The organism is Pleomorphomonas diazotrophica (genome assembly GCF_002844595.1).
Taxonomy (GTDB): Bacteria; Pseudomonadota; Alphaproteobacteria; order Rhizobiales; family Pleomorphomonadaceae; genus Pleomorphomonas; species Pleomorphomonas diazotrophica.
Genome location: NZ_PJNW01000002.1, coordinates 107149 through 119390, shown reverse-complemented (window position 1 = coordinate 119390; position 12242 = coordinate 107149). Strand labels below are relative to the sequence as shown.

General features: G+C 64.3%; 11 protein-coding genes and 1 tRNA gene. 3 read left to right on the top strand and 9 right to left on the bottom strand.

Annotated features, from left to right (window positions below):
• Positions 1-13 precede the first annotated feature (13 nt).
• Positions 14-1366, top strand: coding sequence for a GGDEF domain-containing protein (locus CXZ10_RS01530; protein ID WP_101287194.1), 1353 nt, complete (start codon positions 14-16; stop codon positions 1364-1366).
• A gap of 128 nt (positions 1367-1494) precedes the next feature.
• Here the strand turns inward: CXZ10_RS01530 and CXZ10_RS01525 are convergent, their stop codons facing one another.
• The 4 genes from CXZ10_RS01525 to CXZ10_RS01510 form a co-directional block, all read right to left on the bottom strand.
• On the bottom strand, positions 1495-2280 hold the full coding sequence (locus tag CXZ10_RS01525; RefSeq protein ID WP_101287193.1) for an SDR family NAD(P)-dependent oxidoreductase: 786 nt from the start codon (positions 2278-2280) through the stop codon (positions 1495-1497).
• 174 nt (positions 2281-2454) lie between these two features.
• A complete protein-coding gene (locus CXZ10_RS01520; protein ID WP_101287192.1) occupies positions 2455-3006 on the bottom strand; it encodes a TetR/AcrR family transcriptional regulator in 552 nt (183 codons plus the stop codon).
• Positions 3007-3160: 154 nt separating this feature from the next.
• A tRNA-Lys gene (locus tag CXZ10_RS01515) sits at positions 3161-3236 on the bottom strand.
• Positions 3237-3480: 244 nt separating this feature from the next.
• Complete coding sequence (locus CXZ10_RS01510; protein ID WP_101287191.1) at positions 3481-4392, bottom strand: PhzF family phenazine biosynthesis protein; 912 nt, start codon at positions 4390-4392, stop codon at positions 3481-3483.
• Between the two features lie 184 nt (positions 4393-4576).
• Here CXZ10_RS01510 and CXZ10_RS01505 point away from each other — a divergent pair, with 184 nt between their 5' ends.
• Positions 4577-5014 (top strand): BA14K family protein, encoded by a 438-nt coding sequence (locus CXZ10_RS01505; protein WP_101287190.1) that lies wholly within the window; start codon positions 4577-4579, stop codon positions 5012-5014.
• Between the two features lie 75 nt (positions 5015-5089).
• Here CXZ10_RS01505 and CXZ10_RS01500 read toward each other — a convergent pair whose 3' ends face one another.
• The 4 genes from CXZ10_RS01500 to CXZ10_RS01485 form a co-directional block, all read right to left on the bottom strand.
• Positions 5090-5800: a hypothetical protein gene (locus CXZ10_RS01500; protein WP_101287189.1), complete on the bottom strand. Its 711-nt coding sequence runs from the start codon at positions 5798-5800 to the stop codon at positions 5090-5092.
• Between the two features lie 286 nt (positions 5801-6086).
• On the bottom strand, positions 6087-7760 hold the full coding sequence (locus tag CXZ10_RS01495; protein WP_101287188.1) for a methyl-accepting chemotaxis protein: 1674 nt from the start codon (positions 7758-7760) through the stop codon (positions 6087-6089).
• A 557-nt stretch (positions 7761-8317) separates the two neighbouring features.
• On the bottom strand, positions 8318-9337 hold the full coding sequence (gene ilvC / locus CXZ10_RS01490) for a ketol-acid reductoisomerase (RefSeq protein WP_101287187.1): 1020 nt from the start codon (positions 9335-9337) through the stop codon (positions 8318-8320).
• Positions 9338-9413: 76 nt separating this feature from the next.
• Complete coding sequence (locus CXZ10_RS01485; protein WP_101287186.1) at positions 9414-10037, bottom strand: TetR/AcrR family transcriptional regulator; 624 nt, start codon at positions 10035-10037, stop codon at positions 9414-9416.
• 217 nt (positions 10038-10254) lie between these two features.
• On the opposite strand from CXZ10_RS01485, the gene fumC reads away from it, so the two are divergent.
• Positions 10255-11649, top strand: a complete 1395-nt coding sequence (gene fumC, locus CXZ10_RS01480) for a class II fumarate hydratase (RefSeq protein ID WP_425298953.1) — start codon at positions 10255-10257, stop codon at positions 11647-11649.
• 4 nt (positions 11650-11653) lie between these two features.
• On the opposite strand, the gene CXZ10_RS01475 is transcribed toward fumC, so the two are convergent.
• Positions 11654-12163: a DUF1993 domain-containing protein gene (locus CXZ10_RS01475; protein WP_101287184.1), complete on the bottom strand. Its 510-nt coding sequence runs from the start codon at positions 12161-12163 to the stop codon at positions 11654-11656.
• Positions 12164-12242: the final 79 nt, after the last annotated feature.

The following is a 12242-nucleotide window of genomic DNA, read 5'->3' as shown; positions in this document are numbered from 1 at the left end:
CGGAACGTGACGCATGGCACTCTTCTACTGGAACACGCATCTCGAAACCGGAAACCATCAGATCGACGGCCAGCACAAGCGGCTTTTTGAACTGACCAACAACATCGCCGACGCGGTTTCAGGACAGGGCTCACTGCCGGACGTTCCAGCCTTGCTGGCCGAACTCATCGACTATGCCAAAACGCACTTCTGCGATGAAGAGAAGCTGATGTGCCGCTCGTCGCTCACGGCGTCGAAAAAGCAACAGCACATCTGCGCGCACCGGGCGTTCGACAGCCGCGTCCAGGCGATTGCCGCCAAGTCCGACCTCGAGCAGGCCGAGGCGGTGAACGAGATTCTCAACTTTCTCGTCAACTGGCTGGTCACCCACATTCTGAAGCTCGACCATCGCATGGTTCACGCCCTTCCGGACCGCGACGATGGAGACGCCCCATCCCTCTCGGTGCAGGAGATCCTGATCGCCGCGCTCAACGAATCCGAGCGCCGCTTCCGTCAGCTGGCCGAACAGGCGCCGACCATGCTGTGGTTTGCTGGAACGTCCGGCGCGCGCGAGTTCGTGAACCGGGAGTGGTCGGAGTTCATGGGCCTCACGGAAGGCGAAATGCGGGCCGCGGACTGGAGTTCGTTCCTGCACACCGACGACCGGGAGCGCTACAGGTCGTTTCTGGACGAGCGGTTGCGTCAACACGACGCCGGCCTGATCGAGTATCGGATTCGCGCCAAGGACGGCCATTTGAAATGGGTTCTGGAGAAGGTCATGCCCCGGCTCGACGAGAACCGGTTCGTCGGCCTCATCGGAGCCGATACCGACGTCACCGCCATGAAGGAGACGACCGCGACACTGGAACATCTGGTCGCCCAGAGAACCGAACAGCTCGAACGGCTCGTCAACTCGGACTCGCTGACCGGACTGCTCAACAGGCGGGCCTTCGACGAGCGGCTCGATCAGGAAATCCAGAGAGCGCAACGCTACAATCGGCCCCTCTCCCTGCTTTTCATCGACATCGACCACTTCAAAGAGGTCAACGATCGCCACGGGCATGTGGTCGGCGACGAGGTGCTGAGAGCCATGGCGTCCGTTCTGAAAAAGGGGCTGAGGGCGACCGACGCCGCCTGCCGTTATGGCGGCGAGGAGTTCGCCGTCATCCTCGTCGAAACGGACAAGCTTGAGGCGCTGTCGATCGCCGAGCGTATTCGCATCGCCGCCGAGAACACCAAACTCGAGCAGCTCGATAGAAGCGCCACGATCAGCATCGGGGTGTCCTTCCTCTCCTCCGAGGATCTGGCGGTGGACCTCATCCAGCGAGCCGACGATTCCATGTATGTCGCCAAGAAGAACGGGCGAAATCAAAGCTACATGCAATGACCACGCGCTGAGGAACAATCCGGGCTCGGATTGTGCGAGACCTTGCCGGTGTCGCGCCGTCACGGCACTGAACGACCGAAGGTCGCGCGGCCCGGAACCGGACCGCGCCCTTGCCTGTCTCGCAGCGCTCAGCCGGCCACCCGATAGCGCGTCGCCGGGTGGATCTCGGCAAAGCCCGGGATCATCGCCTTGCGTGCCGCCTGGTAGGCGTCCCACCCTCCGGCTTCCGGCAGTGGTGGGATGGTTATGGCTTCACGGCGATCGAAACCGACCAGCGCGGCATCGACGAGTTCGCCCACCTCCATCATCGGCGGAAGGGAGGCGGCATCCCGTCCGGACCGCTGCCAGATCTCGGTCTGCGTTGCCGCCGGCAGAACCGCCTGGACATAGACGCCCTTCGGGCCGAGTTCGAGGCTCAACCCCTGCGACAGGAACGTCACGAAGGCCTTCGTCGCGCCATACACCGTCGAACCGAACTCGGGGGCCAGCCCGACCACCGAGGATATGTTGATGATCGCCCCCTCCCCGGCACTGGCCAGACGAGGCGCCACGGCGCTGGCCAGACGGACGACGGCGACCGCATTCAAGGCGACCAGCCGATCGATGTCGTCGGTCGCCTGATCCACGAAAGTCTTGCCGATGCTCATGCCGGCATTGTTGACGAGGATGCCGATCCGACGGTCATCGCGAAGCCTGGTCTCCACCACCGCGAGTTCGTCGGCATTGGTGAGGTCGGCCTGTAAGACCTCGACCGCCACCTTGTTCTCCCCGCGCAGGCGGGCGGCCAGTGTTTCCAGCCGTGCCTTGTCGCGGGCGACGAGGATGAGGTCATGACCGCGCCGGGCGAAGCGGTCGGCATAGGTGGCGCCGATGCCCGTGGAGGCGCCGGTGATCAGAACTGAGGGCTTGGTCATAATGCGTCTCTTGCTGGGTGACTATTTATGATGATCGTCATCAATAAACGTAAATATGACGTACATCATGAATATGTCAACGCCGGATGAAGGCGATCCGACACCCGCCGGTTCAAGAGATCGTGTTTGCCGGAGAACCGAGCGCCCTTTGGATCCGTGGAGCGAGCGGGAGGCTCAGTCGTCCAGGCCGGCGTCGATCCAGGCGCGCGTCTGCTCCAGCACCTCGTCCGAAAGCGAGGCATCGTCGACGGCGCGGGCAAGAATGATGGCACCGACCATCGCCGCCCAGCTTCCGATTGCCCGCCGACGCCTGTCTGCGTCGTTGCCCTCCGGAAGCAGGCGGCTCACATGATCGATCTGCTCACGCAACCCGACCGTCATCGCCGCCCGGGCGGACAAACCTTCATGGCGGGTTTCAGCCGCCAATCCCGCGGTCGGGCATCCGTTGCCGGGATTGTCCCGATGCGCCCGCGACAGATAGCCGTCGATGAAAGCTCTGAAATCCGAAGTCTTGGCGACACTGGCCTTGAGGTCACGCTGGAGCGCATGCGCGATCAGGTCGTCCTTGGAGGCGAAATGACCATAGAAACCGCCATGGGTGAGGCCAGCCGCTTTCATGACCTCGGCGACAGTCACCGCCTCGAAGCCCTTCTCACGAAACAGCCGACCGGCCTCGTCCAGAATCCGGATGCGGTTCTCCGCCATCTGCTCACGGCTGACCTTCATTGCGCCTCTCCCGACACGGCCATATCCAATAGATGATGACCGTCATCAATATAGGAGACTGAAGCTTTGAGAGCAAATCAGCGGGAACGTCGCGGCAGCTGATGACTCGGCAACCACAAGTCAGCGGCACATGTCTGATCGTCTTTGGGAAAAGTGGTGGGCGCGACAGGGATCGAACCTGTGACCCGCTGATTAAGAGTCAGCTGCTCTACCAACTGAGCTACGCGCCCACTTTTCTCGCCGGACGTTGGTGTCGTCCGGAAGCGATGGCGGCTTATAACCATGCCGGAGATTGGGCGCAAGCCCTTTTCGACCCCTTAGGCGAAAAAAATGAATGCGCTTTGATTTCAAATGGCTAGCCACGAATACGCGTTGCACCGGAGACGAAGCTAGGTTCCGACGTCGGGCCATGCAAAAGCAAACGGCGGCACCGTTAGGGCCGCCGCTGTTGCCTTGCAACGGGGTTGCTTGGGCTCAGACGTAAAGTTCGCCGCGACCAACGATCACCGCCTCGCCGCCGATGCGGCCGCCGGTGAGCTTGCCCTTCTCGATGATGATTTCCAGCTCGATGAGGCTCGGCCGTCCCATCTCGAAACCCTGCTCGATGATCAGCTTGTGCTCGCCGTCGGCCGGCCGGTCGAAGCGGCGCACCACGGCCGAGAAGGCAGCGGCGGCCGAGCCGGTGGCCGGATCCTCGCCGATGCCGAGGTTGGGGGCGAACATGCGAGCATGGAAATCATGTCCGTTGGTCACCACGTCGCGCGTGTAGACGAACAGGTCGAGCTCGGCAGAACCGAAGGCGCTCGCCCACAGCGACTTGTCGACGCGGATGCGGCGCATGGCGTCAAGACCGGCCAGCGGCAGGAAGACGAACACCGGCCCGCCGCCATCGAAGACGCAGGGCACGTGGTTCTCGAAGCCGATATCGCCGCGATTGAGGCCCAGAGCCGAGGCGGCGAGGCCGACGTCGCCATGGAACGGACGCTCCTCCGGCAGCTTCGGCAGGTCGAACACGGCGCGGCCAGAGCGCTCCGGCGAGATGGTGACGCCACAGCGGACGACACCCACCTGCTCCTCCAGCACCACCATGGCGTCCGTCTCACGCTCGATGCCTTGCAGGCGCTCATGGGCGAGCAGCACCGCCGTGCCGACAGTCGGATGGCCGGCGAAGGGCAGCTCACGACCGGGCGTAAAGATTCGGATTCTGGCCGACGTGCCGGGCCGCGACGGCGGCTCCACGAACACGGTCTCGGACAGATTGAATTCCTTGGTGATCGCCAGCATGGCAGCGCTGTCGAGGCCGGCGCTGTCCAGAACGACCGCCAGCGGGTTACCCGTCAGTCCCTTCGCGGTGAAAACATCAAGAATCGCATATCGACGAGCCACTTGGTTCTCTCCTGAGGCACACGGGTGCCGGCCACCATAGAGACGGCGCGGACGTTAGTCCACGTCGGTTATCACCCGAATTTCACCACGGGCCTTCCAAAATGCGACCAAAATTACCAGCTATGACTAACGGAAAGGATGCACCGGTCCGTCAAGCTTCGGGGACCGGGCGTGGAGACGAGAAATGTCCAGGCTCTCGAAGATTGCCGCCCCTGTCGCCATTGCCGCCGTCCTGTCCACGCTGGCACTGCCGGCCATGGCGGATGGCTACCATCATCGTCACCATCGTTACGATGGCGGCGACGTCGCGGCCGCCGGAGCGATCGGCCTGCTGGGGGGCGCCCTGCTCGGCGCCGCGCTAGCTTCGCCGCCGTCCCCACCGGTCTACTATGAGCCGGCCCCGCCGGTCTATTACGCGCCGCCCCCGCCGCCGGTCGTCTACCGGCCGGCTCCGGTTCCGGTCTATCGCCAGCCGGCCCCGATCTATGTGGCAGCGCCGATGTCGGCTGAACACCAGGCGTGGTGCTCGGGCCGCTATCGCTCCTACAACTCTTACGACAATACGTGGGTCGACAACCGCGGAAACCTGCGCCCCTGTCAGTCGCCGTATTTCGGCGGCTGACCGGAAAGCCACCACCCCAGGCAGATCGCAGTACCTCATCCGCCCGCCGTGACCTCCCGGCGGGCGGTTTTTCTATTAATCAGCGAGCAGCCGGCGCCCAAAGGCACGGCTGTAGGCGGTCACCTCCGGGCGGTCGAGTTCGGCGGCGGTGCGGAAGGCGATGACCTGCTCCAGCTCGCGGTCCTCCTGCCGGTCGAGTTCCGCCATAATGACGGCGACCAGTTCGTCAGCCGGAAGCGGAAAGCGGAACACCCGGCCGATCGACACGCGCGGCCCGTCGAAGGCCGCCAGCATGCCCTCCATGACCGCTTCGGCGGCCAGAAGGCCGGTCTCCTCGCGAAGCTCCCGCTCGATGGACGCGATCACGTCGACATTGCCATCGCCATCGACGTCGGACGGCTCCAGGCTGCCGCCGGGCGGATAGATGCGACCGGCATTGGCCGTCGTCGCCCCCATCTTGCCGAGGATCAGCGCGCCGTCAGACGACATCACCAGCGCCGAGCCGAACAGGTTGCGGATGCCGATCTCAGGAAAGCCCCAGTCGCGCCAAGCCAGGAAGCCGGCGAAGTCTCCCTCCACCGCCTCGCCCGTCAGCACGCCGCCATCAATGGCAATGCCGCCCGGCTCGCCCGGCGCGATGGTGCCGAGCACCCGGCCGTTCCAGAGATGCGGGTTGGCGGCGAGGCAAGCCGCCCAATGCGCCTCGATCCTGGGGCGCAAGTCGTCGTCGATGGGCCACGCGCCGGAACGGAGGCGAAGGCGGACGTCGGTTATGTCGTGGAGCATGGGAGGTTCCGGAAAGGCCGGTCGATCGGTTGAGTCGATCAACCCTAGGCCGTCAAGACGACCACAGGAAGACGCCTTCAGCGATCAAACGAGAATCCCCGCCGGAGGCCGGCAGGGATTGAAGTAATCCAGGGATCGCATGGAGCCTGAGCTGAAATTCGCTGGGATGCGGCAGGTAGCGACGGCTTCGAGAACCGGAGCGGAGCGGACTTAAAGGTCCGTGAGCACCGGAAGCGCAGAAGACTAAGCTAGATGCCGCATCCCAGTAGAATTTCCAGTCAGGCTCTCAGGCGGCTCGGATGGTGCCGACGAACGCCGATACCTTCTGCTCCAGCACCGCCGACTGCTTGGCAAGGTGCGACATGCGATCGAGAAGATCTCGCGAAGCAGCGCCGCTCTTCTCGGCCGTGGTGCGGACGCCGACGATGGTCTGCGCCACCTCGGCGGCACCGACGGCCGCTTCCGAGATGTTGCGGGCAATCTCGCCGGTTGCCGCGTTCTGCTGGGTGGCCGCGCCCGATATGGACGAGGTGATGTGGTCGAGTTCGGCAATGCGGCGGGAGATGTCGGCGATCTTCTCCACCGACTGCTGGGTGGCGCCCTGGATGGTGCCCATCTGCGCCTCGATGTCCTGCGTCGCCTTGGCCGTCTGACTGGCGAGCGCCTTCACTTCCGAGGCGACGACGGCAAAGCCGCGTCCCGCCTCGCCGGCCCGCGCCGCCTCGATGGTGGCGTTCAAGGCCAGAAGGTTGGTCTGCTCGGCAATCGCCTGGATCATGGCGACGATGGTGCCGACCTTGGAGGCGCTGTCGGCCAGCGAGCGAACGTCGTGATCGGTGAGGCGCGCCTGCTCGACGGCCGCGCCAATCAACGTCGACGCTTCGCCGATCTGACGGCCGATTTCGGAAATCGACGACGACAGTTCTTCCGACGCACCGGCCACGGCCTGAACGTTGGCCGACGTCTGCTCGGAGGCGCTGGCCACGGCGATCGACCGGCCGGAGGTTTCCTCGGCGTCTGTCACCATCACCTCGGCCGCCTTCAGCGTCGACTGCGCGGTCTGAGTCACGGCGGCGAGCACCTCGCCGACCTCGGTCTCGAACTCGCGGGCAAGCCGATCGAGCAGCGCCTTCTGTTCGGCGCGCCGCTGCGCCTCGGTCTCGGCCTGCGCCGCCTTGAGCCGCTCGGTCTCGACCAGAGTGTCGCGGAAGGTGCCGACGGTGCTCCAGAGGAGGCCGATCTCGTCTCGCCCGATCTTGACGGGGATGGAAACGTCCATCTTGCCTTGGGTCAGGTCGCCGAGGGCACCGTTGACGCGCTTGAGCGGGCCGGCGATCTTGGCCGCTCCGATCCACGAGGCAATGGCGATGCCGGCCAGGATGCCGACGACGGCGAAGATGATCAGGGTCTGGCGGCCGGCGACATAGTATTCCTGGATCGAGGCACGCACCGCGTCGAGATCCTGCCGATCGAGTTCGACCAGCTTGTCGACATCGGCCTGAAGCTGCTTTCGGTTGTTTCGGTTGGCGTCATTGTTGCCCTGCTCGTTGGCGGCGGCCGGCGACTCCTCGGTGCCGAGACGGGCCGTCTCGGTGCGGAAGGTCTTGAATTCCTTGGCCTTGGCCACCACTGCATCGAACGCCGCCTTGCGGTCATCCGGCACGCGTGCCGACCAGTCGACAAGCAACTCGTCGATCGCCTTGAGGCTCTTGACGATGCCTTCGGCGAAGGGCTTGGCCTTCTCGACATCCTTCGCGGCATAGACGCCGCGCGAATCCATCACCACGGCGGTGATCAGCCGGTTGAGATGCTCGCCGTCATAGGCGCGCTGCGAGGCCAACTGGAAGGCATCGACCTGTTCGTTGTAGCCCTGCATGAGACGGATGCCGAGCAAGGCCACGCCGATGGCGATCACGCCTAGCAAGGCGACGATCGAATAGAGCTTTCCTTGGATCTTCATTTTCTAGCTTCCGCAAACGTCGTCAGTCTTGATTGGGAGAGGGCTGACTGAACAGAAGAATAGAAATGTTTCCATTGCCGAGTGATTAACGCGTGGATTGTTTCCAATGAACTGTATCGGACAGTTGGACAAATACGGGCGATCATGAACCAAAGTTGCACACCTTTCGGTACAATCCTCACCGTCGATAACGATGACTGGTTTATGGGAAACGTTGTTCTATCTTTGGTTGCGTCTGTTCCCTGTGTCTTCAGAAAATAAAAAGCCGGAAAGCCTCGTGGCTTTCCGGCTTTGTCATCTTAAAGACTGACACGCTTAGCTGTTGCGAGCCTTACGCTCCAACCGTCGAAATCGATCAGTTGCGAGCCTTGTCGACCAACTTGTTCTTGGCGATACCCCGCGACCGGGCGGCTCGCCGCCCGGCGCATAGCCTAAAGCGTGGATTGCCAGAGGCGATCAGTTGCGGGCCTTGTCGACCAGCTTGGGCTTGGCGATACCCCGCGACCGGGCGGCTCGCCGCCCGGCGCATAGCCTAAAGCGTGGATTGCCAGAGGCGATCAGTTGCGGGCCTTGTCGACCAGCTTGTTCTTGGCAATCCACGGCATCATGGCGCGCAGCTTCTCGCCGACCGCCTCGATCTGGTGGGCGTCGTTGTTGCGGCGGATGCCCTTGAAGCGGGCGGCGCCGGCCTTGTATTCCTGCATCCACTCCGACGTGAACTTGCCCGACTGGATGTCGTTCAGCACGCGCTTCATCTCGGCCTTGGTCTCCGAGGTGATGATGCGCGGGCCGGAGACATACTCGCCCCACTCGGCGGTGTTGGAGATCGAATAGTTCATGTTGGCGATGCCGCCCTCGTAGATGAGGTCGACGATCAGCTTCACTTCATGCAGGCACTCGAAATAGGCCATCTCCGGCGCGTAGCCGGCCTCGACCAGCGTCTCGAAGCCGTTGCGGATCAGCTCGACGAGGCCGCCGCACAGCACGACCTGCTCGCCGAACAGATCGGTCTCGCACTCTTCCTTGAACGTCGTCTCGATGATGCCCGACCGGCCGCCGCCGACGCCCGAGGCGTAGGAGAGCGCCAGCTCAAGGGCGTTGCCCGAGGCATTCTGCTGCACGGCGACGAGGCAGGGCACGCCGCCACCCTTCTGGTACTCGCCGCGCACCGTGTGGCCGGGGCCCTTCGGGGCGATCATGACGACGTCGAGCGTCGCCTTCGGCTCGATCAGGCCGAAGTGGACGTTGAGACCGTGGGCGAAGGCGATGGCGGCGCCATCACGGATGTTCGGGGCGATCTCGTCGCGGTAGATGTCGGCCTGCAGCTCGTCCGGCGTGGCGATCATCAGGAAGTCGCCCCACTTGGCAGCATCGGCCACCGACATGACCTTCAGGCCGTCGGCTTCGACCTTCTTGGCCGTCGCCGAGCCCGGACGCAGGGCGATGACGATGTCCTTGGCGCCGGAATCCTTGAGGTTCAGCGCATGGGCGCGGCCCTGCGAGCCGTAGCCCACGACAACGACCTTCTTGCCCTTGATCAGGTTGAGATCGGCATCACGATCATAATAGACGCGCATGTTGGTATCCTTCCTCGCCTCTGGCGTTCGTGGGACGCCGGCCCCCGCCGGTCGTCGGTTTACTCATGAACCTGGGTTAGTCGATGTCCTGGGCGCCGTGCCCGTGGAGACGGAAAAACTGGGCGATCGCCAGCCGCGCCCGCCTCGGCAGGTCGTCGGATGTGCCCACAGGCGGCTCGCCGAGCAGCATGCGGACGTGACTGTCGCGTACGATGAGGCCATAGAGCGTCTCATAGGCCTCATGCGTGTCGGAAAACTTGAGATAGCCGTGCCGCCGGCCGAGCTCAAGCAGGGCGCGGGCGCGCGTCTCGATCGGCAGCCTGCCATGCTCCCGCACCAGGGCGCCCAGCCGGGCACCGTCACGGTCGGCCTGGCCGATGGCGAGGCGATTGAGCGCCAGCGACACCTCGCCGGCGAGCACACCCATCAGATCCTCGGCGAACACCGCAAGGCTGCGACTGAAATCCTCCAGCGTCGGCATGCTCTCGCGCGGACCGGGCGTCCGCACCTTGCTCGCCTGGTAGGTGATCATCGCCGCCAACAGGCCGTCACGGTCGCCGAACCACTTGTAGAGGCTTTCCTTGGAGCAGTTGGCCGCCCGCGCCAGACCAGCGGTGGTCAGCGCCCGCTCGCCACCGGCGACCAGGAGCTGCAGCGCGCACTCCAGCACGGCATTCTGGCGGGGGGTGAAGGGCTCCATGATCCTGCGTTCGCTCTCTGTCAGCCGGGCCAAATCTCATGTACCGTACGGTACGGTTCCGACGTTTTAGGTCTTGCGTCCGGTCTTGTCAAGCGCCCGCGAGGTCCGACCACATTTCGGTGAAGCCTCCGCCTTTCTCCTTAGGCATGGGTGGAATCCCTCATGAAAATCGCCTAACGTCCGGCCGCCCCGGACGACAGGCAAGACAGCAGGGAGTTTGCGTTTGTCCACCCGCATCGAATCCGACACCTTCGGCCCCATCGACGTTGACTCATCGGTCTACTGGGGCGCGCAGACGCAGCGCTCCCTCGGCAACTTCAAGATCGGCTGGGAGAAGCAACCCAAGGCCATCGTCAAGGCGCTGGGTGTCCTGAAGCGCGCTGCCGCCGAGGTCAACCGCGATCTCGGCAAGCTCGACGCCAAGCTCTGCGAAGCCATCGTCACCGCCGCGCAAGAGGTGATCGACGGCAAGCTCGACGCCCACTTCCCGCTCGTCGTCTGGCAGACCGGCTCCGGCACCCAGACCAACATGAACGCCAACGAGGTGATCTCCAACCGGGCCATCGAGATCCTGGGCGGCACGCTCGGCTCCAAGAAGCCGGTGCATCCCAACGACCACGTCAACATGAGCCAGTCGTCCAACGACACCTATCCGTCGGCCATGCACATCGCCGCCGCCTCGGAGGTGATCGAGAAGCTCTTGCCGGCGCTCCACCACCTCCACAAGGCACTCGACGCCAAGGCGAAGAGCTGGGCCGACATCATCAAGATCGGCCGCACCCATACGCAAGACGCCACTCCCCTCACCCTCGGCCAGGAATTCTCCGGCTACGCCAAGCAGGTGGAGAACGGCATCAAGCGCATCGAGCAGACGCTGCCGATGCTGATGGAGATCGCCCAAGGCGGCACCGCCGTCGGCACCGGCCTCAACGCGCCCAAGGGCTTTGCCGAGAAGATCGCCGCCCGCGTCGCCGAGCTGACCGGCCATTCCTTCACCTCGGCGCCCAACAAGTTCGAGGCACTGGCCGCCCACGACGCCGTGGTGATGAGCCACGGCGCCCTCAACACGGTGGCGGCGAGCCTGTTCAAGATCGCCAACGATATCCGCCTGCTCGGCTCCGGTCCGCGCTCCGGCCTCGGCGAACTGTCGCTGCCGGAGAACGAGCCCGGCTCGTCGATCATGCCGGGCAAGGTCAACCCGACGCAGTGCGAGGCGTTGACCATGGTCTGCGTCCAGGTGTTCGGCAACCACGCCGCGCTGACCTTCGCCGGCAGCCAGGGTCACTTCGAGCTCAACGTCTACAATCCGGTGATGGCCTACAACTTCCTGCAGTCGGTGACGCTGCTCGCCGATGCCGCCATCTCCTTCACCGACAACTGCGTCGTCGGCATCGAGCCGCGCGAGGACAACATCAAGGCCGCCCTTGGCCGCTCCCTGATGCTTGTCACCGCCCTCGCCCCCAAGGTCGGCTACGACATCGCCGCCAAGATCGCCAAGACGGCGCATAAGAACGGCACAACGCTGCGCGAGGAAGCCGTCGGCGGCGGCTACGTCACCGACGCGGAGTTCGATGCCCTGGTCAGGCCCGAACGGATGATCGGGCCGGAGTGAGCCGTCAGTACCTGTGCCAGCCGTCGAAGTCCGCCTTGCCGAGCTTCACGCCTTCCCAGCGCGCGATGGCGTAGGCGATGGAGAGGTGGAACAGCATGTTGGGCAGCGCGTAGTCGACGACGAAGCAGGCCGCCGGCAGGGCGACCTCGGCGAGGCCAGCGCGGTCGGTGACGATTTCCGCTTCCCGCCCTTCGAGATCGGCCGGCTCAACCCTAGACACTGCGTCGAGGGCGGCGGCGACGTCGTCCCTGAGGGCGGCGAAGGACTCGGCTTCCGCGAACTGGAGGTCCGGCAGGCGTGGCACCAGCGGCCGCAACGCCCGTAGCGGAAAGCGAGCGGCAATCCTGACCTGCGCCTCGAAGGGTAGCATGTCCGGCGCAAGACGCGACTGAAGCAGCGCCGCCTCCGGCAGGCCGCGATCGGCCATATGGGCTGCGGCGATGATGACGAGCCCGTCGAGCCGTTCCAGATAGCGGCCGAACACCGGTACGGAAATGTCGTGAAGACGGATCATCTTGCGCTCCTTTGGCCGCAGTATCGCCGCCAGAACCGACAAGACCTGTCACCAGCGCAAGCGAAAGGGGCCGGTCAGC